The sequence below is a fragment of the Bradyrhizobium sp. USDA 4369 genome, from assembly GCF_054056435.1.
On record NZ_JBSRYH010000001.1, the window covers coordinates 7924795 to 7949299 of the forward strand.

A 24505-nucleotide genomic window follows, 5' to 3' on the forward strand; every position below is an offset into this window, starting at 1 on the left:
GAGACGCCGATGACCTGGTCGATCATTGCCAAGGACGACACAACCGGCCAGATCGGCATCGCCGTCGCCACGCGGTTCTTCGCCGTCGGCGCACGCGTTCCGTTCATCGTCGCCGGCCACGGCGGCATCGCCACGCAGGCCCTGGTCAATCCGTACTACGGCATCGACGGCGCCAAGCTGTTGCACGAGGGCCGGCATCCGCGCGAGATCGTGCAGCTGCTGACAGCGGCCGATCCAGGCCGCGAGAGCCGCCAGCTTCACATCCTCGATCGCAACGGCCAGATCGCCGCCCATACCGGCCGTGACTGTATCGATTGGTGCGGCCATCTCGAGGGCGACGGCTTCTCGATCGCGGGCAACATGCTGGCTGGTCCGCAGGTGCTGAACGAGACCGCGAACGCCTTTCTCGCCAACGCCACTCTCCCCTTCGCCCGGCGCCTGATCGCGGCGATGAAGGCCGGCGAGGCCGCCGGCGGCGACAAGCGCGGCAGACAGTCGGCAGCGCTCGTCATCCACGGCAAAGAGGAATGGGCCGAGCTCGATCTGCGCGTCGATGACCATGCCGATCCGCTCGCCGAGCTCGAACGGCTGGAGAGCGTGAGCCGCAAGCACTGGGCGGTGTTCCGGCAGTTCATGCCGACGCGCGACAATCCGGCCGGCATCACCGATCGCGCGACGATCGACGCCGGCATCGCGGCTGCGCTCGCGAGCCAGACATGAGCGGCCGGAAGGACGGCGCATCACCGGGGTTGGTATGAATATTACAACAACGCGGGCCGCATGGCCGAGGGGTAATCGGATGATGAGGAACTGGTGCTTGGCCGCAACCGCGGCTGCTGTCATGGCCTCGTGCGGGGCGGCCGCGCAGGCCCAGACTACGTTGCGCATTGGACTCGCCGAGGATGCCGACATTCTCGATCCGACCATGGCGCGGACCTATGTCGGCCGCATCGTCTTCGCCGCTGTCTGCGACAAGCTGTTCGACATCGACGAGAAGCTGAACATCGTGCCGCAGCTGGCACTGTCGCACGAGACCTCCGCCGACGGCAAGGAAGTCACGATCAAGCTGCGCCCCGGCGTGAAGTTTCACGACGGCGAGCCGTTCGACGCCGAGGCGGCAAAATTCTCGCTCGACCGCCACCTCAGCATGCCCGGCTCGTTCCGCAAGCCCGAGATCGCCTCGCTCGATCATGTCGACGTGGTCGATCCCCTGACGATCAGGCTGGTGCTGAAGACACCGTTCTCGCCGCTGCTCGCCCAGCTCACCGACCGGGCCGGGATGATGGTGTCGCCGAAGGCGGCCAAGGAGGCCGGCGACAAGTTCGGCCTGCGCCCGGTCTGCGCCGGCCCCTACAAGTTCGTCGAGCGGGTCCAGCAGGACCGCATCGTGTTCGAGAAGTTCGCCGACTACTGGAACAAGGACAACGTCTTCATCGACAAGATCGTCTATCAGCCGATCGTCGACGGCACGGTGCGGCTGGCGAACCTCAAATCCGGCAGCCTCGACATGATCGAGCGGCTGCTCGCCACCGACATCAAGGACGTCACCAGCGACAAGCGCCTGAAGCTGTCGACCGGGACCAGCCTCGGCTATCGCGGCCTCACGCTCAACATCGGCAAGGACAAGGCCAAGGGCCCGCTGAGCCAGTCGGCCAAGGTGCGGAAGGCGCTTGATCTCGCGATCGATCGCGAGGCGCTCAACCAGGTGGTTTTCAACGGCGAGTTCAAGCCGGGCAATCAGTTCGTCAACCCCGAAAATCCCTATTACCAGACCGCCTTCCCCGTCCGTGGCCGCGATATCGAGAAGGCCAAGGCGCTGCTGAAGGAAGCCGGTGTGACGCCGCCGATCACGGTCGACTTCATGGTGTCGAAGGACAGCGAGAGCGAGGCCGCGGCCCAGGTGCTGCAGGCGATGGCCGCCGAGGCCGGTTTCGACCTCAAGATCCGCGTCACCGAGTTCGCCACCTCGCTGAAGCAGGCCGAGGCCGGCGAGTATCAGGCCTTCTCGCTGGAATGGAGCGGCCGCAGCGATCCCGACGGCAACACCTACAACCATCTGCACAGCGGCGCGGCCTTGAACTACAGCGCCTGGAGCAATACCGCGGCCGACAAGGCGCTCGAGGATGCGCGGCTGGTGTCCGACCCGGCCAAGCGCAAGGCGATCTACGAGACCCTTGTGCGCGAGCAGCAGGCCGACGAGCCGATCCTCTACCTCTATCACCGCAAGTTCCTGTTCGCGCAGACCACCAGGCTCGAAGGCTTCAAGCCGATGCCGGACGGCCTGCTGCGCGTGGTCGGGCTGAAGCTGAAGTGAGCTGTAAAGTGGCCCCTTCTCTTTGGGACGCGATGCCGGCGCCCCGCACTCACTCTGCTCCCTCCCCCCTTGTGGGGGAGGGCTGGGGTGGGGGGTGCCACGCACTCCGACCTCCCGTGGGATACCCCCCTCCCTGTCCCTCCCCCACAAGGGGGGAGGAAACGCTGGGGGTGCGGCCTGAATCCGTTAGTCAGCATAGTCACTGCTGCGCTGGGGTCAGCTCATGCTGACCTTCCTCGCCCGCCGTATCGCCCAGATCGTCCCGACGCTGATCTTCGTCTCGATCCTGATCTTCTCGCTGCAACAATTGCTGCCCGGCGATCCTGCCCTGGTGATGGCCGGCGAGGAGCGCGATCCCGCCGTGATCGAGCAGATCCGCAAGCAGTACCGCCTCGATCAGCCGCTGCCCGTCCAGTACGGCTACTGGATCAAGGGCGTGCTCTCCGGCGATTTCGGCGAGTCGCTGCGCATCAAGATGCCGGTGCGCGACCTCATCCTGCAGAAGCTGCCGGTGACGCTGCAGCTCGCATCGATGGCGATCGTGATCGCGTTCCTGATCGGCATTCCCGCCGGCATCGTCTCCGCCGTGAAGCGCGGGACAGGCTGGGACTATGCCGCCAACCTGTTTGCGCTATGGGGGATCTCGACGCCGAACTTCTGGCTCGGCATCATGCTGATCTTCGTGTTCTCGATCCAGCTCGGCTGGCTGCCCGCCTCCGGCTATGTCTCGCCGGCCGAGGATTGGCGCGCCAGCCTCGCCGCCACCATCATGCCGGCCTTCGTGCTCGGCAACGCCATCGCCGCGATCCTGATGCGCCACACCCGCAGCGCAATGCTGCAGGTCCTGGGCAGCGACTACATCCGCACCGCGCGCGCCAAGGGCATCTCCGAGCGCCAGGTCATCCTGCGCCACGCGCTGCGCAACGCCCTGACGCCGGTCATCACGCTGGGCGCGCTCGAGCTCGGCACGCTGCTGTCCGGCGCCGTGCTGACCGAGCAGATCTTCTCGATCCCCGGCTTCGGCAAGCTGATCGTCGATGCCGTGTTCAATCGCGACTACGCCGTCGTGCAAGGCGTCGTGCTGGTCACCGCCACCGTCTACATCATGCTGAACCTGATTGCCGATCTCGCCTACGTGCTCGTCAATCCGCGGCTGAGGAGCTGAGATGGCCGAGACGATGCTGTCAGCTCCGCAAGGCGCCGGCGCCCTCGCCCCGCTCGAACGGCCGATGCAGCGCGCCTGGCGCCAGCTCGTCAAGCGCCGGGGGGCCATGGTCGGGCTCGGCCTGATCGCGGCCTTCATCCTGCTCGCCCTGTTCGCGCCGCTGGTGGCGCCCTACGATCCCATCAAGACGAGTTGGACGCTGGTCCGCAAGGCGCCCTCGGCGGCGCATTGGTTCGGCACCGACGATCTCGGCCGCGACGTGCTCGCCCGCGTCATCTACGGCGCACGCGCCTCGCTGCTGGCCGGCGCCATCTCGGTCGTCATCGCGCTGTCGGTCGGCGTGCCGATCGGCATGATCGCAGGCTACCGCGGCGGCTTCATCGACGCCCTGATCAGCCGCATCACCGACGCGATGCTGGCCTGCCCGTTCCTGATCCTGGCGATCGCGCTGGCCGCGTTCCTCGGTCCGAGCCTCGGCAACGCGATGATCGCGATCGGCATCTCGGCGACCCCGATCTTCGTCCGGCTGACCCGCGGCGAGGTGATGAACATCAAGGTCGAGGAGTATGTCGAAGCCGCGCGCAGCCTCGGCGATACCGACCTGCAGATTGCGATCCGGCACATCCTGCCTAACATCATGCCGGCGCTGCTGGTGCAGGCGACCTTGTCGGTCGCCGCCGCCATCATCGCCGAGGCGGCGCTGTCGTTCCTCGGCCTCGGGCAGCAGCCGCCGGCGCCGTCCTGGGGCAGCATACTCAACGCCGCCCAGCGCTTCCTCACCAACGCGCCGTGGATGGCGATCTGGCCGGGGCTTGCGATCTTCCTCGTCGTGCTCTCGCTCAATCTGCTCGGCGACGGCCTGCGCGACGCGCTCGATCCGCAGCAGGAGCAGTGAGGCGGCTCTCTTTGCCGCAAACAAAAACGGCGGCTGCGAATGCAGCCGCCGTTGATTTCGAGCAAGCAGTCAGTCGTCTCAGCCCGCCTTCAGCGCATGCTCCGGCTCGGCGTCGAACTGCGCGATCTCGCGGGCGCGCTTCGACTTGGCGGCGGCCTGGTGATCGGTGGCGATGACGGTGTAGACGGCCGGCAGCACGAACAGCGTGAACAGCGTGCCGATCGACATGCCGGCGACGACGACGAGGCCGATCGAGAACCGGCTGGCCGCGCCGGCGCCGGACGCCGTCAGCAGCGGGATCAGGCCTGTGACCATCGCGGCCGTGGTCATCAGGATCGGCCGCAGACGGATGCGCGCGGAGGTTTCGATCGCGGTCCGGCGGTCCACGCCTTCCTTGAGCTGGAGCTCATTGGCGAACTCCACCATCAGGATGCCGTGCTTGGTGATCAGTCCGACCAGCGTCAGCAGACCGACCTGGGTGTAGATGTTCATCGTCGCAAGCCCGAAGAACAGCGGGATCAGCGCGCCGACGATCGCCATGGGCACGCTGATCATGATCACCAACGGATCGCGCAGGCTCTCGAACTGCGCCGCCAGCACCAGGAAGATGATGATCAATGCGAAGCCGAAGGTGATCGCGAGCTGATTGCCTTCCTGGACGTATTGACGGGCGTCGGCGAGGTAATCATGGCTGAAGCCCGACGGCAGGTTCTTGGCCTGCTTCTCCAGGAAGTCCACCGCCTGGCCGACGGTGACGCCCGGCATCGGCACGGCCGAGAAGGTCGCCGAGTTGAGCTGGTTGAAATGCGTCAGCGAGTTCGGATCGGTCGCGGTCTCGATGGTGACCACCGTCGACAGCGGCACCTGCTGGCCCGCGGCGGTCGCCACATAATAACCCGACAGCGATTCCGGCGACAGCCGCTTGTCGCGCGGCACCTGCGGGATGACCTGGTAGGAGCGGCCCTCGAGATTGAAGCGGTTGATGTAGTTGCCGCCGAGCAGCACCGCGAGCGTGTTGCCGATCGACTGCATGGTGATGCCGAGGTCGGAGGCCTTGCTGCGGTTGATCCAGACCTTGACGACAGGCTGATTGAATTCGAGGTCGCTGTCGGAGACGATGAAGATGCCGCTCTTGCGCGCGGCGTCCTTCAGCTTCGCCATCTGCTCATAGACCGCCTGGAACCCGCTGGTCGAGCTGATCACCATCTGCACCGGCAGGCCGCCCGGGCCGCCCGGCAGCGCCGGCAGGTTGAAGGCGAAGGCGTTGATGCCCTCGATCTTGGACAGCTCGGCCTGCACCAGCGGCTTCAGCTTGATCGAGGAGCGCGTGCGCTCGTCCCACGGCTTCAGCAGCATGCCGGCGAAGCCGCCCTGCGGGCCGTTGATGCCGTTCAGCACGAAGCGCAGGTCGGTCTCGGGGAACTTCTGGAACACCTTGTCGAGCTTGTCGGTGTAGAAGTTGATGTAGTCGATATTGGCGTATTTCGGCGCCTTGGTGATCGAGAACACGATGCCCTGATCCTCCTCCGGCGCCAGCTCCTTGGACGTATGCATATAGAGGAAGCCGACGAGGCCGAGGATCGTGAGCGCGAACAGCGCCGTCACCGGCCGGTAGTCGAGCGAGCGGTCGAGCTGCCGGCCGTACCAGCGGGTCATCGCGCCGAACACGCGGTTGACGATCCGCGCGAAGCGGCCCTCCTCGGCGCTGCGCAGCAGCACCGAGCACATCATCGGCGACAGGGTCAGCGCGATGACGCCCGACACGATGACGGAGCCCGCGAGCGTGAAGGCGAACTCGCGGAACAGCGAGCCGGTGAGGCCGCCGAGGAAGCCGATCGGCGCGTACACCGCGGCCAGGGTGATCGTCATCGATATGACCGGGCCGACGATCTCGCGCGCGCCCTGCAGCGCCGCCTGGACCGGCGCCCTGCCCTCCTCCAGATGGCGGTGGATGTTCTCGACCACCACGATGGCGTCGTCGACCACGAGACCGATCGCCAGCACCATGGCCAGCAAGGTCAGCAGATTGATGCTGAAGCCGAGCGCCAGCATCATGGTGCAGACGCCGATCAGCGACAGCGGGATCGTCACCACGGGGATGATCACCGAGCGCAGCGACGCCAGGAACAGGAAGATCACGACGATGACGATCAGCACGGCCTCGCCGAGCGTATGCTCGACCTCGTCGATCGACGACTGGATGAACTTGGTGGAATCGTAGGCCACCTTCATCTTCATCGACGGCGGCAGATTGCGCTCGAGATCGGGGAACAGCGCACGCACGCCCTTGACGATGTTGAGCGGATTGCCCTGCGGCGTCGCGTCGACGCCGATGAAGATGGCGCGCTCGCCATTGAAGGCGACGCTGGCGTCGGTGCTCTGTGCCGCGAGCTCGACGGTGGCAATGTCCTCCATGCGGACAAAGCCGCCGTCCTTGGCCTTGACGATCATCCGCTTGAACTGGTTGACGTCGGTCAGGCCGGTATTGGTCGTGACGTTGGAGACGATGAAGTAGCCCTTGGCCTGTCCGGCGGCGGATTGGAAGTTGTTGGCGGAGATCGCGGCGGCGACATCGGCCGGCGACACGTTACGGCCGGCCATCTTTTCCGGGTTGAGCCAGATCCGCATCGCGAAGGTCTGGCCGCCGAGGATGTTGGCCGCGGCAACGCCGTCGACGGTCGACAGCACCGGCTGCACCACGCGCGTCAGATAGTCCGAGATCGCCGAGCCCGACAGCTCCTCGCTCGAGAAGCCGAGATACATCACCGACGTCGTCTGCCCCGTGCTCTTGGTGACGATCGGGTCGTTGGATTCCCGGGGGATCAAATAGCGGACCGAGTTCACCTTGGCGAGCACCTCGGTGAGCGCCTGGTTCGGATCGAAATTGAGCTTGATGAAGACCTGGATCGTGCTGGTGCCCTGCACCGAGGACGAGGTGATGTAGTCGACGCCTTCGGCTGAGGCGACCGCCTGCTCCAGCGGCGTCGTGATGAAGCCCTGGATCAGATCGGCGGAGGCGCCGGGATAGACGGTCGTGACGTTCACGACCGTGTTCGACAGCTTCGGATATTGCCGGATCGGCAGCTCGAACGCGGCACGCAGGCCGAGCAGCAGGATGAGCATACTGACCACGAGCGACAACACTGGCCGCTTGATGAAGATATCGGTGAAACGCATCGCGGCAATCTCGTCAGCGGGAGGCAGATGAGGCCCGCGCGGGCCGCTTCACAGCGGCCTCGGCGGGCATTTGGTTCGATCAATAGCGCGGCGGCTTGGCGGGCACCGGCGGCGGCGGATCGGTCGAGATCGCGACCGCGGCACCGGACTGGATCTTGAGCTGGCCGACGGCAACCACGCGGTCACCTTCCTTGAGCCCCTTCAGGATCACGGCGCGACCGTTGATGCGGTCGCCGGTCTGCACATAGGTCCGATCGGCCGTCAGCGTGGTCTTGCCGTCGTCGGTCTTCTTCTCGTTGATCACGAAGACCGAGTCGCCATAGAGCGTATAATCGACCGCCGTCTCCGGAACCGTCAGCACCGGCGGCTTGTCCGGCAGTACCACGGTGGTGGTCGCGAACATGCCGGGCTTGAGGATGTGATCCGGATTCGCGATCGTCGCCTGCACCCGGATGTTGCGCGTGTCGGTCGCGATCTGCGGCTCGATGGTGGTGATCTTGCCCTCGAACACCTTGCCCGGATAAGCATCGACGCCGACGCGCACGATCTGGCCGACCTTCAACTGACCGCTGTCCTTTTCGGTCACCGTGAAGTTGACCCACAGCTCCGACAGATCGGTCAGCGACACGATCTGGGTGCCGGCGCTGAGATATTGGCCGACCTCGACCTTGCGGACGCCGAGGTCGCCATCGAACGGCGCGCGCACCAGCTTCTGCGCGATCAGCGCCTCGGTCTTGGCGATGCCGGCCTGCGCCTGGTCATAGGCGGCCTGAGCCTGATCGACGGTCGCCTGTGGTCCGAACTGGCGCGAGGCGAGCTGCTTGGCGCGATCGAGCGACAGCTGCGCCACGGTCACCTGGGCCTTGAAATTGGCGAGGTCGCCCTGCTCCGGCGCATCATAAAGCTGCACCAGCGGGGTGCCCTGCTTCACGGTGGTGCCCGGCGTGAACATGATGTCGGTGATGCGGCCCGAGGCATCCGAGGTCACATTGACCTGATGCACGGCGGCGAGATCGCCGACGGCGGTCAGCAGGTTCGGGACAACCTCCGCGGTCGCCGTTGCCATGCTGACATTGAGCGGCGGCGGCTTCATGTTCGCGAAGAACTGCGCGATCATCTTGTCGCGGAACATGTTGAACCACACGAAGCCGCCGACCAGCGCCGCGAGCAGGATGGCGACGATGGTGAACCAGAGCACCGGGCGGGTGCGCTTGCGCGGCTTGTCGTCGATCGGCTTGCCAGAGAGCTTGGGTTCCGTCGCGATGTTCATGTCATGCACTTTCTGCCGTCGCCGGCCGAGCCGGAGGTTGCGACAATTCGTGGTCGAGATAGCACGCAATCGCGGCGTCGGTCAGTCCGATGCCACGCAGGATGAACTCACTGAGCTGGCGCTCCAGGCTTGCTGCGGTTCCATAAGACAGACACGGGGTCGATGGAAGCCGCGTCAACGCCGCCGTCAACACAGTGTGATGCGCGAACCAGAACAGATCGCGCGGTGCAGCCGCAAGTCGTATCGCCTCACCTGACGCCACGGCGCTGTCCAGTGAGTCAGCGAACTTCGCGCCGATCAGATCATCGATTTTCGTATACAGCAGCCTGGCGAATTCGCCATCGTCGAGATGGCTGGTGATCATCAGCCGCAGCCGCTGTTCCTCTTCCTCATTGGCGCCGTCGGCCGTGCTGAGAAAGTGGCGGACCATGCCGGCCATCAGCTTGACCAGCGTGGCCGTCGAAGGCTCCTGTCCCAGCAGCAGCTCGAAATCGGGATCGGCCTCGCACTCTTCGGCCAGGATCTCCGCATAGAGCGCAGCCTTCGACGAGAAGTGCTTGAACAGCAAGGCTTCCGAGATCGCGGCAGCCGCGGCGACGCTCTTCGTCGTGGTGCCGGCATAGCCATGCCGCGCGAAGCAACGCTTCGCCGCGCCAAGGATCAACTGCCGCCGCAGGTCGCTGGTCATGCGCAGAGTGGACATCTCGCGTGAGTAAATACTCACTTGATCTATGTCAAGAAACCTACCGCAACGCAGCAGCAACCCTGGGCCAAGTCCCTGACATCTCAAGACATATCACGGCGCCACCGAAGGCAATAATATACCTTTAAACAAGGCGGTTGTGCGGCAAGGCCTGCGAGGCCAGCCAAGCCCGGCTGTGCAGACCGCCGCGCCGCGCGTTTTCTTCTGTCGCGGACCGTGCGACGGTCGCAGCGACAAAAGCAAGAACCGGCCGGGAGGGCCATCGATGAATGACGCCGCTGCGCTCGCCGCCGATTTCGATCTGGAGAGCCTGACGCCCGCCTTCTATGCCGATCCCTACCCCACCTATCGCGCGCTGCGGCAACATGCGCCGGTCAAGCGCCTGCGCAACGGCTCCTATGTCCTCACCCGTTACGACGATCTGGTGACAGCCTACAAGGCAACCAAGACGTTCTCCTCGGACAAGACGCGCGAATTCGCGCCCAAATACGGCGCATCGCTGCTGTACGAGCATCACACCACGAGTCTCGTCTTCAACGATCCGCCGGCGCATACGCGCGTGCGCCGCCTGATCATGGGCGCGCTGTCGCCGCGGGCGATCGCCGAGATGGAGCCCGCTTTGATCGCGCTGGTCGACGGGCTCTTGGACCGGATGGCCGCGAAGGACCGGTGCGAGCTGATCGAGGATTTTGCCGCCGCGATTCCGATCGAGGTGATCGGCAATCTGCTCGGCGTCCCGCACGAGGAGCGCGCCCCGCTGCGCGACTGGTCGCTGGCCATTCTGGGCGCGCTGGAGCCGGTGTTGTCGGAGGCGCAGCTGTCGCGCGGCAATCGCGCCGTGAAGGCGTTTCTCGCCTATCTCGAAGGGCTCGTGGCGCGCCGCCGCGCCGCGCCCGGCAATCCCGAGCGCGACGTTCTGACGCGGCTGATCCTGGGCGAGGCGGATGGTGAGCGCCTGGGCGAGAAGGAGCTCTTGCACAACTGCATCTTCCTGCTCAATGCCGGCCACGAAACCACGACCAACCTGATCGGCAACGGCCTCGTGCTGCTCTGCGAGCATCCTGCCGAGCGGCAGAGGTTGATCGACGCCCCCGGCCTGATCCGCACCGCCGTCGAGGAGATCCTCCGCTACGAGAGCTCGAACCAGCTCGGCAACCGCATGACCACCGAGACGGTCGAGCTCGGCGGGGTCAGGCTGGAGGCCGGCACCTCGGTCACGCTGTGCATCGGCGCCGCCAACCGCGATCCCGCGCAGTTCGAAGACCCCGAGCGCTTCGACATCGGCCGCCTCGCCAACCGCCACCTCGCCTTCGGCACCGGCGCACATCAATGCGCCGGAATGGCGCTGGCGCGGCTCGAAGGCGCCATCGCGATCTCGCGCTTTCTGGCGCGATTTCCGAACTATCAGCTCGTCGGCGAGCCGGTGCGTGGCGGGCGCGTGCGGTTTCGGGGGTTTGCGAGCGTGCCGTGCGTGGCTGGGATGTGATCCACGCACGATCCGCGGAAGCTGCCGCTTCTCCCGGCTTTATCCGCCTTCTAGAAATAGATGTTTGCGATACGCTTGCGGTCGAAATCGCCCGCCCTGATCGATCGTGCCCACGAGATCAGCTTGTCAAATATCTCAAATTGAGATATCGCTCAGATCAAGACGATCGTTTACACTGCTGCTGCGAGGCGCACCCTTCGCGAGCATGCAAACCGGACCGATCTGATTCTGACAAAAATCGAGCAGTATGCGGCGACACCCGAAGCGCAAGCGAACAACATCAAGAAGCTCAGGGGACGATCCGACTATCGCTTACGGGTCGGAGATTTTCGGGTCGTGTTCTCCGAGACGGAAGACACGATCACCATTCACGATATCGGACCACGCGGCGGCATCTACGATTGAGAGGCGACCATGAACAAGGTGCAGAAGATCAAGTCGCCGAATGGCGAGGACATGATCCTGATGTCTGTGACCGAGTACGAGCGCCTGGTCGAGGCCGCTGAGGATCTGCGCGATAGCGCGATCGCGGAGCGATCACGGCTTGAGATCGAGGCCGGCAAGGAGGAGCTTCTGAGCCACGCCGAGATCAAGGAGTTACTGAGAGCCAAGACGCCTCTCGCCTTCTGGCGCAAGAAGCGGGGCATGACGCAGGCAGCCTTGGCGAAAGCCGCAGGCGTGGCCCAAGGCTTTCTTTCCGAAATCGAAGCCGGACAGAAGCCTGGCACGGCCTCAACCCTAAAGAAAATTGCGGAGGCCCTGCGGATCAAGGTCGACGATCTGATTTGACGATCAGAACGGACGTGCCGCTAATCCGCCCTTAGTCTTCCCAGTGAAACAATGCATCGAATGCACGATACGGCGGATCACATAGTATCGTCGGTACTCGAATGTTCTCCGGCAGTAGCTGCCCGAGATCATCTTTCCACAGCCGAACAAGGCCCCTTTGGATAAGGCGCGGCTCCAATTCTCCAAATAGATCAGCCACGGGCTGATAAGTGAAATGGTCAACCATCTCGAACGACGGCAGGTAGCTCCTCGCGCCGCCGTTGATGTTCCATGATTTGATGCCTTCGCCGACCACGAAATAGGGCGACAGCCGGCTGAATAGAACGAAAAGACCAGTGTATTGACGACATTCGGGACTCGAAGAAACTTTGAACTGATCATTGTCCCGATAGAACCACGCATCGATGTAGGACGCGTATCCCGAACCATAGTCCTCCCACTCGATCTCCGACGAGAAGACAAACTCACGGCACAGATCTTCACATATCGCCTTGTAGAAACGAACGATCTCCTCTTTATCATTGGAGGACCATGGCGATTGGTCGGAAATGCACTGTCCGTGCAGAAGCCTCTTCAAGACATCATCCGAGCAGAAATCGAGCATCACCACTCCTTCGCCTTCGAACTCACCCCGTCTCGTCACTCGACCGATCGACGGCTGGCTCACCCGCGCTACGTTCGACGCAGAATGCACGATCGGCCGGCCCTTCACAAACGCCTCCATCGGACTCGCCCGCGTTGAAAAACTGATTTCGTCAGCCGGCTCAGACAGATACTCACATCCAACTCATCCCGCCAAATATTTCTATTTCGCCTTATCAGAATTCATGATTTGCTCTCGCCGTCCCGCCCCACAAGAGGGGCGCTTCGCGGTCGTCACGAACGTCGGGTGCGGGATGCGGTGGGCGTGTTGGTGCTGCAGCGTAGGAGATCCTGCGCCGACGAACGGCATCGATGCGCACGGTCAAGTCGCGTGGTCCTGGCACCCCGATGCTGGTGTCCCGCGTGATGCGCGAGAAGCGCATTGCGCGCACGGTGGCCAGAAAGCCCGGCGCACCGGGGAGAACGCGGAGCAGCCGTTAAAACCATTGCGCGGGGAATGCCGGGTTGCTCTCGGCTGAACCTGTGGTACCTGCCGCCTGCATTTTTTTCCGCAGGCGGGCCATGGGTGCGGCCAGCGCCCGGCATTCCCCGTGCCCTCTTCCCAAAGAGGGCAGGCAAATCAGCAAGGCTCGGACGCGAAACGCGCCGCGAGATGGCGAACACATGTCTCATCACCGTGATTGCGGGCTTCACCACCGTTATCACAAGCCTAACCACCGTCATTGTGAGCGAAGCGAAGCAATCCAGGGCCGCGCACGCGACTCTGGATTGCTTCGTCGCTTGCGCTCCTCGCAATGACGCGGAGAGAGATGGGCTCAGAACACCGCATGGTCGCCGCGCTCGGCCGTGGCCTCGCCGCGGATCAGCTTTGCGTAGTAGTCGAACAGCGTGTCCGTTCCCGTCGACGGCGTCGCATCGGCGTCGTAGCGGCCGGTGACGGGGTCGAGCACCAGCATGGATTCGGTGGCGTAGTAGCGGCCGATGCGGGCGAGCTCGGCCTTGTCGGCGAACGACGGCAAGACATGCTTGGCGACATCGAGCCCGCCGATGATGCAATCGAGCAGCGCCACCGGGACATGACGGAACCGCGGTTTGCGTCCGAGCAGCGCGAACAGGTGCGCGCCCTGCTCGAGCGGCGTGATCGCGGGACCGGGGCCGCCGATCGGCAGCACACGGTTCCAGCGGCTCTCATCATCGAGGCAGCCGGCCAGGTAATCGCCGAGGTCGGCGTCGCTGATCGGCTTGCACGCCGTCAGGCGGCCATCGCCAAAGACAAGAAACGGCCGGCCCTGCGTCATCCGCGCCACCTGCCCCGACAGCGATTTGAAGAACGCGGTGGGCCGGACGATCGAATAGATCAGCGCCTGCCCCTGCGCGATCAGCCGCGCCTCGAACGCCAGCTTGGCCTTCTGGAACGCCAGCAGCGGCTTCTGCACGCAGATCGCGGACAGCAGCACGAAGTGCGCGACGCCTGCATGGCGTGCCGCGTCCAGCACATTCACATGGGCCTGGTAGTCGATCGCCTGGGCATCCGCGGGCACGCCCGTCCGCGACGCCATGCAGGACACCACGGCGTCGAAATGCTCACCGCGAAAGCCGTCGCGCGCCAGCGAGACGGGGTCGGTGACGTCGCCGGTCCTGACGGTGGCGCCCGGGATCGTCATGGCATCCCTGCGCGGACGCACGAAGCAAATCACCTCATGCCCGCGCACGACAAGCGCCCGCACGGTGGCACGGCCAATGGTTCCGGTCGCGCCAAGCATGAAAACGCGGCAAGGACCATGCGGGCGAGATGCGGAGGGAAAATTCATCGGATCGAGCGTAGCTCTGACAACTGTCCCGATCTATATCACGGCCTGAACTTTCGCGACTTTGGGACTGCCAATTTGGTCCTCGTCATGCCCGGGCTTGTCCCGGGCATCCACGTGGTTCAGCGTGCGCGGTGCGACGTGGATGGCCGGGACAAGCCCGGCCATGACGGGGTGGAGAGATCTGGGCACAAGCTTGGATCTTCCTATGTAGCCGTCCGAGCGTCAGCTCCAGACGGGGGCAAACGCCGCACGACGACCTCACTCCACCCCGCGCGCGGTCTTCTCCAAAATCAGCGTGTGGATGCCGCAGGTGCCGCTGTAGAGGCTCATGACGCGGGTGCCCGGCTTGCGGCCGGCGCGCGGCTCGGAGACCTGCAGGCCGGCGGCGAGCAGGCGCGCCCTCGTCGCCTCGATGTCCGCCACGCGCCAGCTCAGGCCCCACAGCTTGTCGTTGGCCTTGTCGTTGCCGGCCACGGGGCGCTTGACGACCTCGACGATGAGGTCGCCGCAGCGGAAGAACATCAGCTGGCCCCATTCCTGATGGCTGCGGTCGAGCGCCATGTCGAGGCCGAGCCGCGCGCCGTAGAGCGCAGCGGCCCGCTCGGGGTCCTCGGTCGAAACCACGATGTGGTCGAGACCGAGCACGGCGGAATCGGCGGTCTTCTCCGACATCGGTCGCGGCCCGGCGAGCTCGAGGAAGAACATGCGTACGCCACGCGTCAGATCGGTCATCGCGCGCGTGCGCTTCCAGTGCAGCGTCTGGCCCGAGACACGGTCGGTGTTGTCGACCTCGGCGATCGGGTCCGGCTTCAGCGCCACGCGCTCCAGGCGCCGATGCATCTTGCCGATGTCATTGGTGGCGAAGCAGATGCTGGCGAGCCCCTCGCCCCAGATCTTGATGACATTGCGGATACGGTCGGCGGCGGGGCTCTGCCCCGCCGGCGCCATCAGCTCCAAACTCATATTGTCGAGCGTGAACAGCACGCGGTCGGCGCCCTCGCCCGAATTCTGCCAGGACGGCTTGCGCGCCAGCAGCGTCTCGAACGCGGCGCTGCCGGCCTGGATGTCCTCGAGCAGGACGACGACGTGGTCGAGGCCGGTGATCACGGAAACAGCCCTCGCGTGTTCTTGGCGTTGCGCACCTTCTCGACGCCGATCGCCATCGCCGCGGTCCGGTGCGAGATGTCGTCGGCCTTGGCCCGCGTCACCATCCGCTCGAAGGCGCGGTCGAGGATCTGGTACTCACGCCGCATCACCTCTTCTTCTTCCCAGAACAGTTGCTGCAGATCCTGCACCCATTCGAAATAGCTGACGATGACGCCGCCGGAATTGCAGAGAATGTCGGGAATGAGGAAGATCTCCTTGCGGCGCTGGTCGAGGACGCGGTCGGCATCCGGCGTGGTCGGGCCGTTGGCGGCCTCCGCGATGATCCGGCATTTCAGGTTGGCCGCGACCTTGGCATCAATGACCCGCTCGACCGCCGCCGGCACCAGGATGTCGCAGGCAAGCGTCAGGATCTCCTTCGGGTCGAAGGCGAGCTCGGTGGAGAAGCCGGCGATGCTGCCGTGCTTGCTTGCATGCGCCATCAGCGCGGGAATATCGAGGCCCCTGGCATCGTGGAGTGCCCCGGTATGATCGCTGACCGCAATCACCTTCATGCCCATCTGGTGGAAGCCGAGCGCGGCATAGGAGCCGACATTGCCAAAGCCCTGCACGACCACGGTGGACTTGGCGGGATCGATGCCGAGCACATCCATCACCCGGCGCGAGACGTGGGCGACGCCACGACCGGTCGCCTCGCGGCGGCCGAGCGTGCCGCCGGAGAATACCGGCTTGCCGGTGACGATCTCGGTGACGGTCTGGCCCTGGTACATCGAATATGTATCCATGAACCAGGCCATCACCTGCTCATTGGTGCCCATGTCGGGCGCCATCACGTCGGTGCGCGGGCCGACGAACGGGATCATCTCCTGCATGTAACGGCGCGACAGCGATTCGAGCTCGCGCCGCGACAGCTTGGACAGATCGACGGTCACGCCGCCCTTGGCGCCGCCATAAGGCAGGCCGACCAGTGCGCATTTCCAGCTCATCCAGATCGCGAGCGCCGCGACCTCGCCGATGTCGACGGTCGGGGCAAAGCGCGTGCCGCCCTTGGTCGGCCCCATGGTCAGCAGATGCTGGACGCGGTAGCCCTCATAGACCGCAATGGTGCCATCGTCCTTGTGGATCGGACACGAGACGGTGATCGCGCGCTTGGGGAGCAACAGTCGGTCGCGCTCGTCGGCTGGGATGCCAAGGTGATCGGCGATCACGTTGAACTGATTGGCGGCCATCTCGAAGACCGGACCCGCATAGACAGTCATCTTCCACTCCCGAATCTGCGCTCCTGCAGGCCGGCAACCATAGCGCGACCCGGCTGCCGGCGGCAGGGGGCCGGCGGTTGCAAGGAGGTGATCTCAACCACCATGGTGACGATTTGACGAAGAATTTCAGCGTTGATCCGCCTTAACCGCTTGCTAATCTGCGGCGCCGGGGCCGCGATCACCCCTTAGTGAGACAGAAATGGCAATGCAGGCCCTTTTTATCGGACAGACCTACATCGACGTTACGTTCATCACCGACCACATGCCGACCGGAGACGAGAAGCACGTCGCCTCCGACTACGCCGTGTCGTTCGGCGGCAATGCAGTCACTGCGGCATTTTGCTGCGCCAAACTAGGGATCGTGCCGGACCTGATCGCCACCGTTGCGAATGACTGGCTCGGGCGGATGTTCCAGGACATGACGGCGAAATACGGAATCTCCGTACATCCACGGAAGGTCAATGCCTCGTCGCTGTCCTTCATCATGCCGAAGGACGGCAAGCGCGCCATCGTGCGCTGCCGCGACGATGCCCATATCCACCCTTTCCCGCTGCTCAATCTCGGCAATTGCCGGGCGCTGCATGTCGATGGTCACCAACCCGATGCCGCCATCCATTACGCCAAACTGTGCCGCGAGGCCGGCATTCTGACCTCGCTCGACGGCGGCGGCCTGCGCACCAACACCCACGAGCTGCTCGAATATATCGACGTCGCGATCGTGGCCGAGCGGCTGTGCGAGCAGATGGACCTCACGCCGGAGAAGATGCTCGACTACCTCAAGAGCCGCGGCTGCCGCATCGGCGGCGTGACCCAGGGCGAGAAGGGCCTGTTGTGGTATGATGAGGTCGGCGCGGTGCATACGTTGCCGGCCTACCCGATTCCGCGCGAGCGCGTGATCGACACCAACGGCGCCGGCGACGTGTTCCACGGCGCCTATGTGTATTCGTATCTGGCCAATCCGGCGAAGGGCTGGAAGGAGCATTTCGAGTTCGCCCGCGCGGCCTCGACGTTCAAGATCCAGAAGCTGGGCAACGAGGCCGGCCTGCCGACGCTCGCCGATATCGAGCTTGTCAGGCAGGAATTCGAGGCACGCGTCTAGCGGCTGATCAGATACAAGGGAGAACACCGATGGGGCGCGTCGTCGTCGCCGGCAGCATCAACATGGATGTGGTGGCGACAGCCGAGCGGCATCCCCGCATCGGTGAGACCGTCGCCGGCCAGTCAGTGATGTATTTTCCCGGCGGCAAGGGCGCCAACCAGGCGGTGTCAGCCGCCAAGCTCGGCGCGCCGACATCACTGATCGGCCGGCTCGGCCGTGACGCCTTCGGCGAGCAGTTGCGCGCGTTTCTCGCCAGCCAGGGCATCGATCTCACCGCGGTGAAGGACAGCGCTGGCGCGGCGACCGGAACGGCGCTCATCACGCTGGCGAAGGCCGACAACACGATCGTGGTGATCCCGGGCGCCAATGCCGAGGTCTCCGCTGATGATGTCGCGCAGGTCGCCTTGACCGCGGGCGACGTGGCGGTCAGCCAGTTCGAGATTCCGCAAGCGACGATCGTCGCGTTCTTTCGGAGCGCGAAGGCCGCCGGCGCGACCACGATCCTCAATCCGGCCCCGGCGAGCAGGTTCGATACCGCGCTGTTCGCGCTGATCGACATGCTGGTGCTCAACGAGACAGAGCTTGGTTTTCTGACCGGCATCGAGCTCGGCGACACGCCCACGCTGCCGCAGGTGAGCGACGCGGTTCGCGCGCTGGAACCGCGCGACGATCAGACGATCTGCGTGACGCTCGGCGCGCGCGGCGCGGTGGCCGTCACGGGCGGCAAAGCCAGGCTGGTCGAGGGCCGCGCCGTGACGGCCGTCGACACCACCGGCGCCGGCGACTGTTTCGTCGGCGCGCTGGCCGCGCGGCTCTCGCAGGGCGCGCCGATTGCCGATGCGATCGGCTACGCCAACATCGCGGCCTCGATCTCGGTGCAGCGGATGGGCGCCGGCCCGTCGATGCCGACCGCAGAGGAGGTCCGCGCGCTGCTCTAGGCGAGAGCGCTCTTCAGGTCGAAGCTGGGATCGGCGGCCTTGGCCGCGTCCACCGTGCCGCCTGCCGCGAGCAGCTTGCGGCCGAACATGTGGTCGCCGGCGCGGTTGACGGATTCGATGCCGACCAGCCTACCTTCTTTGTAGCAGAATGCGGAGAATGCCTTTTGCGCCGGATCCCCGCGCAGCACGACCTGGTCATAGCCCGTGGTGAGCCCCGCGATCTGCAGCTTGTCGCTGCCTTGATCGCTCCAGAACCACGGCTGGCCGTCATACGGCTTGACGTCGCCCGTCAGCCGCGCGGCCACGCAGCGGGCATGATCGGTCGCGTTCTGCACCGACTCCAGCCGCAACGTACCGCCAAAGCGCGGGCTGGCGAACAGCGCACAGTCGCCGATCGCCGAGATGTGCGGATCGCTGGTCAGCAGGCACTCGTCGACCACGATGCCCGAGGCGACGGGCAGTCCCGCGTCGGCGGCGAGCTCAATATTCGGCAGCACGCCGACGCCGACCACAACCAGATCGGCCGGAATATGCCGGCCGTCGCTCAGGCTGACGCCGGTGACCTTGTTGCCGTCGGCCTCGATGCTGGTGGCCTGCACGCCGAGATGGATGCGCACGCCGGCTTCAGCATGCTGCTTCTGGAAATAGTCGGAAATCTCGGCCGTCACCGCCCGCGCCATCACCCGCGCCCCGAGCTCGAGCACATCGACCTCGAGGCCCTTGATGCGCGCGGTCGCCGCGAATTCGAGGCCGATGAAGCCGGCGCCGATGACGACCACCCGCTTGGCCTCGCCGAGCAGACCGCGCAGCGCCTCGCTGTCGTCGAGGATGCGCAGGTAACGCACTGCGGGAAGATTGGCATTGGGAATGTCGAGCAGGCGATTGCGCGCCCCGGTCGCGAACACCAGGTGCCCATAGTCCAATGCCTTGCCCGACGCGAGCAGCGCCTTGCGCTGGTCGCGGTGTACCGAAACGACGCGATCATAGACCAGGTCGATGGTCTGGTCGGCATAGAATTTCTGTGGCCGGAACATCAGGGTCTCGGGACCGCCAGTGCCCTTGAGATAGGCCTTGGACAGCGGTGGGCGCTGGTACGGCAGATGCGGCTCGTCGTTAATCAGATGTATCGGATCGGCAAAGCCTGCCTGACGCAGCGAGGTCGCGAGCTGGAAGCCCGCATGCCCCGCGCCCACGATCACAACCGGTCCGTTCGTCACTGTACCCTGCCCCATTCTGTCATCGTCCCTGCCGACGGAACCGGGTTGTCGCAGACTTCCCCGGCATTGTCACCGTTCCCGGCCTACGGTTTAAATGCGGCAACACCAGCCATACCCGGGAGGAATGAATGTCGGACGCAGTAGCGGAACCTGCCCGCTTCAGCATCAATGGCGCGATCGCGACCATCACACTCGATCGGCCGGCGGCGTTCAACGCCATCAACCTCGCCATCGCGCAGCGCCTGGAGCAGCTTGCGGCGCAGGTCGAGGCTGATCCGTCTATCCGGGTGCTGGTCCTGAAGGGCGAGGGCCGCGCCTTCTGTGCCGGTGGCGACCTGCAGACGATCGGCGCCGCGGCCGAGGCCGACACCATCACGCCGGTGGTGAGCGAGCTGCTGCATCACTACCACGCCTTCATCGCGAGCCTGCGCCGCATGCCCAAGATCGTGCTGGCGAGCGTGCACGGCTCCGCCGCGGGCGCCGGGATGTCGCTCGCTTTTGCCGCCGATCTGTGTATCGCCGCCGATGAAGCGCGCTTCACCCCCGCTTATGCCAAGCTCGGCGTCTCGCCCGACGGCGGCGGCACGCTCGGCGTCGTCGCGACGGCAGGCGTAAGGCGGGCGCTGCAGATCTTCCTGGCCGAGGACAGCTTCACAGCTGCGCAAGCCTATGAATGGGGGCTCGTCGCCAAGGTCGTCCCGGCATCCGAGCTGGCCGCGGCCACCGAGGCGCTTGCGCAACGTCTGGCGCAGAACATGCCGGCCGGCATCGCAGCCACCAAGGCGCTGATCCATCGCGCGCCGACCAGCTCGGTCGAAGACCAGCTCGCCGCAGAACGCGACGCCATCGTTAATTGCATGCACACCGACGAATTCCGCGCCGCCGTGAAGCGGTTCACCAGCAAAGGAAGGTAGAACTGCACTCACCCCCTCCCTTTCCGGCGCATGAAGTCGAAATCGCAGCCGTCGTCGGCTTGCAGGATCGTTTCATGAAACAGATGCGCATAGCCGCGCTCCGCCCAGTCCGGCGTCGTCGCAGGCGTGAGCGCCGCCCGACGCCGATCGAGCTCGGCGTCATCGACCAGCAGGTCGATGCTGCGCCTTTCGACATCGAGCCGGATCATGTCGCCGGTCTGCACCAGCGCCAGCGGGCCGCCGACGGCGGATTCCGGCGTGATATGCAGCACGATGGTGCCGAAGGCGGTGCCGCTCATGCGCGCATCGGAGATGCGCACCATGTCCTTGGTGCCGCCGCGTGCGAGCTTCTTCGGGATCGGCAGATAGCCGGCCTCCGGCATGCCGGGCGCGCCCTTGGGCCCCGCATTGCGCAGCACCAGGACGTCATCGGCGGAGACGTCGAGATCGGGATCATCGACCCGCCTCGTCATGTCCTCGACCGACTCGAACACGATGGCGCGCCCCGTATGTTGCAGCAGCTTTGGGCTCGCCGCGGAATGCTTGATGACGGCGCCGCGCGGCGCGAGATTGCCGCGCAGCACCGCGAGCCCGCCCTCCGGCTTGATCGCGTCGTCGCGCGCGCGGATCACGTCCTGCCCTGGCACATCCTCGGCGGCGGCGACGATCTCGCGCAGCGACTGGCCCGTGATCGACCGGCAATCGAGATCGATGAGATCGCCAAGCTGCTTCATCAGCTTCGGCACACCGCCAGCGTGGTGGAAGTGCTCCATGTAATGCTCGCCGGACGGCTTGAGATCGACCAGCACCGGCACCTCGCGGCCGATGCGGTCGAACGCATCGAGGTCGATCTTGTGGGGGGTCCGGCCGGCGATCGCGGTCAGGTGCACCAGACCGTTGGTGGAGCCGCCGATGGCTTGCAGCACCACCTGCGCATTCTTGAAGGCCGCCGGCGTCAACAACTCGCTCGGCTTCGGCCCCTTGGCCTTGGCCAGTTCAGCCGCGACCCGGCCGCTCGCTTCGGCCGATCGGAAACGCTCGGCATGGGGCGCCGGGATCGTTGCGCTCATCGGCAAGGACAGACCGAGTGCCTCGGTGATGCAGGCCATGGTCGAGGCCGTGCCCATCACCATGCAGGTGCCGACCGACGGCGCCAGCCGGCCGTTGACCGCCTCGATCTCGCTGTCATCCATCTCGCCAGCGCGATACTTGGCCCAAAGACGCCGGCAGTCGGTGCAGGCGCCGAGCACCTCGCCCTTGTGATGCCCGACCACCATGGGGCCCACCGGAATGACGACCGTGGGCAGATCGGCCGACACCGCCGCCATGATCTGCGCCGGCAAGGTCTTGTCGCAGCCGCCAATGACCACGACTGCATCCATCGGCTGCGCGCGGATCATCTCCTCGGTTTCCATCGCCATCAGGTTGCGCAGATACATCGAGGTCGGGTGCGCAAAACTCTCGGCGATCGAGATGGTCGGAAACACGAACGGCATTGCGCCGGACAGCATCACGCCGCGCTTCACCGCCTCCAGGATCTGCGGCACGTTGCCGTGGCAGGGATTGTAGTCGCTATAGGTGTTGGTGATGCCGACGATAGGACGATCGAGCGCGTCGTCGGAATAGCCGGCCGCCTTGATGAAGGCCTTGCGCAGGAACAGCGAGAAGCCGGCGTCGCCGTAAGCGGTCAGTCCCTTGCGCAGGCCGTCGGTCATGTCAGTCTCGTGTCGTTGTCGGTTCTTGTTGTTCTTGGTCGTATTGTTCTTGGTCGTAGGAGCCATTCCGGGGCGCGGCTGCCCCGGAACGGCAAGCGAGGATCAACCCCAATCGATGATCCGGCTGGTGTCGCCATCGAACTCGGTGGTGCAGAACGCGCCGCCCTGGAAATAGTCGCCGATCGGATCGGCGGGCAGCTTGGCCTGCTCGGCAAGGGCATGTTCGCGGAAATCCTCGGCACGGCCGGTCGGGCGGTAGCCGAGATCATAGGCGCGCTGATTGTCCCACCAAGCGCGCTCATTCAGCGAGGCGCCATAGAGCACTTCGAAATGAATATCCGGATGCTCGAGCCCGATGCGGCAAAGCTGGACCAGATCGTCCGGCTTCAGCCAGATCGACAGCCGGCGCTTGTCGAGCGGCTTGTCGCCGAAATTGCCGATACGGATGCAGGTCACCTTCAACCCGTGCTTGTCGGCATAGAGCGAACCGAGCGCCTCGCCGAACACCTTGCTGACGCCATAGCGGCCGTCGGGGCGCGGCTGCACGTCGTTGTCGATCTTGCGATGCCGCGGATAGAAGCCAACGGCGTGGTTCGACGACGCGAACACCACGCGCTTGACGCCCTTGCGGCGGGCAGCCTCGAACAGGTTGTAACCGCCGATAATATTGGCCTGCAGTATGTCGTTCCACGGGCCTTCGACCGAGTAGCCACCGAAATGGATGATGCCATCGACGCCCTCGCACAACGCCTCGACCTGCGCGAGGTCGGCAAGATCGGCCGCCTTGAAGGTTTCCTGGCTGGAGAGGTCGGCCGGCGGCCGGAGGTCGCTGAGCAAAAGGTCCGGATAGATCGGAGGCAGCAGCTTCCGCAAGGAGCTGCCGATTCCACCGCTCGCACCGGTCATCAAGATACGTGGCATTTCATCCCTCGTTTTCGGCCCGCAGGTTTGCGGCCGTGGCGGTCCAATGATAGCAGAGATCGCAAAGGCGCAATAACGGGACGGGAAAATGTCCGACGGAAACGCTGATGCCCAGGGCTGGCGCCCTGCCACCTTCTATCCCGACCCGGCGATCCAGACGCTGGACCCACGCTTCGAAAAGTACTGGCTGAAGCTCTCGGCGGTCGAACGGCTGGCCACCGGGCTGCGCTGGGCCGAGGGGCCGGTGTGGTTCGGCGACGGACGTTATCTTTTGTGCAGCGACATCCCCAACCAGCGCATCCTCAAATGGGAGGAGGAGACCGGGGCGGTCTCGGTCTTCCGCAAGCCCTCCAATTTCGCCAATGGCAACACCCGCGATCGGCAGGGCCGGCTCGTCACCTGCGAGCATGGCGGGCGCCGTGTCACCCGTACCGAATATGACGGGTCGATCACCGTGCTGATCGACGGTTTCGACGGCAAACGGCTGAATTCGCCGAACGACGTCGTGGTGAAATCCGACGGCTCGATCTGGTTCACCGATCCGACCTTCGGCCTGCTCGGCAATTACGAGGGCTACAAGGCCGAACCCGAAATCGACGCCAACGTGTACCGGATCGACGGTGCCACCGGCAAAGCGGCTGTTGTCGCCGAGGGCGTGCTGGGGCCGAATGGGCTGTGCTTCTCGCCCGACGAGCGCATCCTCTACGTCGTCGAATCCCGCGGCGTGCCCAACCGCAAGATCCTCGCTTATGACGTCTCCGCCGACGGCACGACGCTCGCCAACAAGCGCGTCCACATCGATGCCGGGCCGAGCACGCCGGACGGCATGCGCTGCGACGTCGACGGCAATCTGTGGTGCGGCTGGGGCATGGGCAGCCCCGAGCTCGACGGCGTTATGGTGTTCGCGCCCGACGGCGCCCCGATCGGCCGCATCGCCTTGCCCGAACGCTGCGCCAACCTGTGCTTCGGCGGCCTCAAGCGCAACCGCCTGTTCATGGCGGCAAGCCAGTCGATCTACGCGCTCTACGTGAACACGCAGGGGGCGCTGGGGGGATGACTGGCCGTCGTTGCGAGGAGTCCCCGGGTCTCGCCTCCGGCGAGCCCAAGGGCGGGATCCGCGAAACA

21 protein-coding genes are annotated in these 24505 nt (G+C 65.0%); 11 read left to right on the forward strand and 10 right to left on the reverse strand.

The genetic code is table 11. The annotated features are described in order from the left end of the window. Positions 1-9: 9 nt before the first annotated feature. The 4 genes from ACVIJ6_RS35940 to ACVIJ6_RS35955 all read left to right on the forward strand — a co-directional run bounded on the left by ACVIJ6_RS35940 (position 10) and on the right by ACVIJ6_RS35955 (position 4374). On the forward strand, positions 10-720 hold the full coding sequence (locus ACVIJ6_RS35940; RefSeq protein WP_456776622.1) for a DUF1028 domain-containing protein: 711 nt from the start codon (positions 10-12) through the stop codon (positions 718-720). Positions 721-841: 121 nt separating this feature from the next. Then, on the forward strand, positions 842-2314 hold the full coding sequence (locus ACVIJ6_RS35945; RefSeq protein ID WP_456777155.1) for an ABC transporter substrate-binding protein: 1473 nt from the start codon (positions 842-844) through the stop codon (positions 2312-2314). Positions 2315-2537: 223 nt separating this feature from the next. After that, a complete protein-coding gene (locus ACVIJ6_RS35950) occupies positions 2538-3479 on the forward strand; it encodes an ABC transporter permease (RefSeq protein WP_456776623.1) in 942 nt (313 codons plus the stop codon). Between the two features lie 64 nt (positions 3480-3543). Then, the gene (locus ACVIJ6_RS35955; RefSeq protein WP_456777156.1) at positions 3544-4374 is read left to right on the forward strand and encodes an ABC transporter permease; all 831 of its coding nucleotides are present in this window, start codon (positions 3544-3546) and stop codon (positions 4372-4374) included. A gap of 78 nt (positions 4375-4452) precedes the next feature. Here the strand turns inward: ACVIJ6_RS35955 and ACVIJ6_RS35960 are convergent, their stop codons facing one another. The 3 genes from ACVIJ6_RS35960 to ACVIJ6_RS35970 form a co-directional block, all read right to left on the reverse strand. Next, a complete protein-coding gene (locus ACVIJ6_RS35960; RefSeq protein ID WP_456776624.1) occupies positions 4453-7551 on the reverse strand; it encodes a MexW/MexI family multidrug efflux RND transporter permease subunit in 3099 nt (1032 codons plus the stop codon). A 79-nt stretch (positions 7552-7630) separates the two neighbouring features. Then, positions 7631-8821 (reverse strand): efflux RND transporter periplasmic adaptor subunit, encoded by a 1191-nt coding sequence (locus ACVIJ6_RS35965; protein ID WP_456776625.1) that lies wholly within the window; start codon positions 8819-8821, stop codon positions 7631-7633. Position 8822: 1 nt separating this feature from the next. Beyond that, a complete protein-coding gene (locus ACVIJ6_RS35970) occupies positions 8823-9509 on the reverse strand; it encodes a TetR/AcrR family transcriptional regulator (protein ID WP_456777157.1) in 687 nt (228 codons plus the stop codon). Between the two features lie 280 nt (positions 9510-9789). Here ACVIJ6_RS35970 and ACVIJ6_RS35975 point away from each other — a divergent pair, with 280 nt between their 5' ends. From ACVIJ6_RS35975 to ACVIJ6_RS35985, 3 genes are all read left to right on the forward strand, one after another. Next, positions 9790-11010: a cytochrome P450 gene (locus ACVIJ6_RS35975; protein ID WP_456776626.1), complete on the forward strand. Its 1221-nt coding sequence runs from the start codon at positions 9790-9792 to the stop codon at positions 11008-11010. Between the two features lie 165 nt (positions 11011-11175). Further along, positions 11176-11415, forward strand: a complete 240-nt coding sequence (locus ACVIJ6_RS35980; protein WP_456777158.1) for a type II toxin-antitoxin system RelE family toxin — start codon at positions 11176-11178, stop codon at positions 11413-11415. A 9-nt stretch (positions 11416-11424) separates the two neighbouring features. Beyond that, the gene (locus ACVIJ6_RS35985; protein ID WP_456776627.1) at positions 11425-11799 is read left to right on the forward strand and encodes a helix-turn-helix domain-containing protein; all 375 of its coding nucleotides are present in this window, start codon (positions 11425-11427) and stop codon (positions 11797-11799) included. Between the two features lie 31 nt (positions 11800-11830). Here ACVIJ6_RS35985 and ACVIJ6_RS35990 read toward each other — a convergent pair whose 3' ends face one another. The 4 genes from ACVIJ6_RS35990 to ACVIJ6_RS36005 all read right to left on the reverse strand — a co-directional run bounded on the left by ACVIJ6_RS35990 (position 11831) and on the right by ACVIJ6_RS36005 (position 16576). Then, the gene (locus tag ACVIJ6_RS35990) at positions 11831-12523 is read right to left on the reverse strand and encodes a hypothetical protein (RefSeq protein WP_456776628.1); all 693 of its coding nucleotides are present in this window, start codon (positions 12521-12523) and stop codon (positions 11831-11833) included. A gap of 694 nt (positions 12524-13217) precedes the next feature. After that, on the reverse strand, positions 13218-14165 hold the full coding sequence (locus ACVIJ6_RS35995; RefSeq protein ID WP_456776629.1) for an NAD(P)H-binding protein: 948 nt from the start codon (positions 14163-14165) through the stop codon (positions 13218-13220). 306 nt (positions 14166-14471) lie between these two features. Next, positions 14472-15320: a VOC family protein gene (locus ACVIJ6_RS36000; protein ID WP_456776630.1), complete on the reverse strand. Its 849-nt coding sequence runs from the start codon at positions 15318-15320 to the stop codon at positions 14472-14474. Then, a complete protein-coding gene (locus tag ACVIJ6_RS36005) occupies positions 15317-16576 on the reverse strand; it encodes a Glu/Leu/Phe/Val family dehydrogenase (RefSeq protein ID WP_456776631.1) in 1260 nt (419 codons plus the stop codon). The genes ACVIJ6_RS36000 and ACVIJ6_RS36005 overlap by 4 nt, the downstream gene beginning before the upstream one ends. A gap of 205 nt (positions 16577-16781) precedes the next feature. Here ACVIJ6_RS36005 and ACVIJ6_RS36010 point away from each other — a divergent pair, with 205 nt between their 5' ends. Beyond that, positions 16782-17675: a sugar kinase gene (locus tag ACVIJ6_RS36010; RefSeq protein WP_456776632.1), complete on the forward strand. Its 894-nt coding sequence runs from the start codon at positions 16782-16784 to the stop codon at positions 17673-17675. A 29-nt stretch (positions 17676-17704) separates the two neighbouring features. After that, complete coding sequence (rbsK, locus tag ACVIJ6_RS36015) at positions 17705-18613, forward strand: ribokinase (RefSeq protein ID WP_456776633.1); 909 nt, start codon at positions 17705-17707, stop codon at positions 18611-18613. Here the strand turns inward: rbsK and ACVIJ6_RS36020 are convergent. After that, entirely contained in the window at positions 18610-19845 is a 1236-nt protein-coding gene (locus ACVIJ6_RS36020; protein ID WP_456776634.1) for an NAD(P)/FAD-dependent oxidoreductase, read from the reverse strand. The two genes, rbsK and ACVIJ6_RS36020, sit on opposite strands and share 4 nt — an antisense overlap. 113 nt (positions 19846-19958) lie before the next feature. Between ACVIJ6_RS36020 and ACVIJ6_RS36025 the strand changes: the two genes are divergently transcribed. Then, positions 19959-20744, forward strand: a complete 786-nt coding sequence (locus ACVIJ6_RS36025; protein WP_456776635.1) for an enoyl-CoA hydratase/isomerase family protein — start codon at positions 19959-19961, stop codon at positions 20742-20744. Between the two features lie 8 nt (positions 20745-20752). On the opposite strand, the gene ACVIJ6_RS36030 is transcribed toward ACVIJ6_RS36025, so the two are convergent. Together ACVIJ6_RS36030 and ACVIJ6_RS36035 are read right to left on the reverse strand one after the other, a co-directional pair. Next, positions 20753-22459 (reverse strand): IlvD/Edd family dehydratase, encoded by a 1707-nt coding sequence (locus ACVIJ6_RS36030; protein ID WP_456776636.1) that lies wholly within the window; start codon positions 22457-22459, stop codon positions 20753-20755. A 102-nt stretch (positions 22460-22561) separates the two neighbouring features. Then, complete coding sequence (locus ACVIJ6_RS36035; RefSeq protein ID WP_456776637.1) at positions 22562-23380, reverse strand: NAD-dependent epimerase/dehydratase family protein; 819 nt, start codon at positions 23378-23380, stop codon at positions 22562-22564. An 88-nt stretch (positions 23381-23468) separates the two neighbouring features. Between ACVIJ6_RS36035 and ACVIJ6_RS36040 the strand changes: the two genes are divergently transcribed. After that, positions 23469-24437: an SMP-30/gluconolactonase/LRE family protein gene (locus tag ACVIJ6_RS36040; RefSeq protein ID WP_456776638.1), complete on the forward strand. Its 969-nt coding sequence runs from the start codon at positions 23469-23471 to the stop codon at positions 24435-24437. Positions 24438-24505: the final 68 nt, after the last annotated feature.

Excerpts from the sequence above, each read along its gene's own strand:
- ACVIJ6_RS35940 (WP_456776622.1), top strand. The coding sequence starts at position 10 with ATGACCTGGTCGATCATTGCCAAGGACGACACAACCGGCCAGATCGGC.
- ACVIJ6_RS35945 (WP_456777155.1), top strand. The coding sequence starts at position 842 with ATGGCCTCGTGCGGGGCGGCCGCGCAGGCCCAGACTACGTTGCGCATT.
- ACVIJ6_RS35950 (WP_456776623.1), top strand. The coding sequence starts at position 2,538 with ATGCTGACCTTCCTCGCCCGCCGTATCGCCCAGATCGTCCCGACGCTG.
- ACVIJ6_RS35955 (WP_456777156.1), top strand. The coding sequence starts at position 3,544 with ATGCAGCGCGCCTGGCGCCAGCTCGTCAAGCGCCGGGGGGCCATGGTC.
- ACVIJ6_RS35960 (WP_456776624.1), bottom strand. The coding sequence starts at position 7,551 with ATGCGTTTCACCGATATCTTCATCAAGCGGCCAGTGTTGTCGCTCGTG.
- ACVIJ6_RS35965 (WP_456776625.1), bottom strand. The coding sequence starts at position 8,821 with ATGAACATCGCGACGGAACCCAAGCTCTCTGGCAAGCCGATCGACGAC.
- ACVIJ6_RS35970 (WP_456777157.1), bottom strand. The coding sequence starts at position 9,509 with ATGACCAGCGACCTGCGGCGGCAGTTGATCCTTGGCGCGGCGAAGCGT.
- ACVIJ6_RS35975 (WP_456776626.1), top strand. The coding sequence starts at position 9,790 with ATGAATGACGCCGCTGCGCTCGCCGCCGATTTCGATCTGGAGAGCCTG.
- ACVIJ6_RS35985 (WP_456776627.1), top strand. The coding sequence starts at position 11,425 with ATGAACAAGGTGCAGAAGATCAAGTCGCCGAATGGCGAGGACATGATC.
- ACVIJ6_RS35990 (WP_456776628.1), bottom strand. The coding sequence starts at position 12,523 with ATGGAGGCGTTTGTGAAGGGCCGGCCGATCGTGCATTCTGCGTCGAAC.
- ACVIJ6_RS35995 (WP_456776629.1), bottom strand. The coding sequence starts at position 14,165 with ATGCTTGGCGCGACCGGAACCATTGGCCGTGCCACCGTGCGGGCGCTT.
- ACVIJ6_RS36005 (WP_456776631.1), bottom strand. The coding sequence starts at position 16,576 with ATGACTGTCTATGCGGGTCCGGTCTTCGAGATGGCCGCCAATCAGTTC.
- ACVIJ6_RS36010 (WP_456776632.1), top strand. The coding sequence starts at position 16,782 with ATGCAGGCCCTTTTTATCGGACAGACCTACATCGACGTTACGTTCATC.
- rbsK (WP_456776633.1), top strand. The coding sequence starts at position 17,705 with ATGGGGCGCGTCGTCGTCGCCGGCAGCATCAACATGGATGTGGTGGCG.
- ACVIJ6_RS36020 (WP_456776634.1), bottom strand. The coding sequence starts at position 19,845 with ATGGGGCAGGGTACAGTGACGAACGGACCGGTTGTGATCGTGGGCGCG.
- ACVIJ6_RS36025 (WP_456776635.1), top strand. The coding sequence starts at position 19,959 with ATGTCGGACGCAGTAGCGGAACCTGCCCGCTTCAGCATCAATGGCGCG.
- ACVIJ6_RS36030 (WP_456776636.1), bottom strand. The coding sequence starts at position 22,459 with ATGACCGACGGCCTGCGCAAGGGACTGACCGCTTACGGCGACGCCGGC.
- ACVIJ6_RS36035 (WP_456776637.1), bottom strand. The coding sequence starts at position 23,380 with ATGCCACGTATCTTGATGACCGGTGCGAGCGGTGGAATCGGCAGCTCC.
- ACVIJ6_RS36040 (WP_456776638.1), top strand. The coding sequence starts at position 23,469 with ATGTCCGACGGAAACGCTGATGCCCAGGGCTGGCGCCCTGCCACCTTC.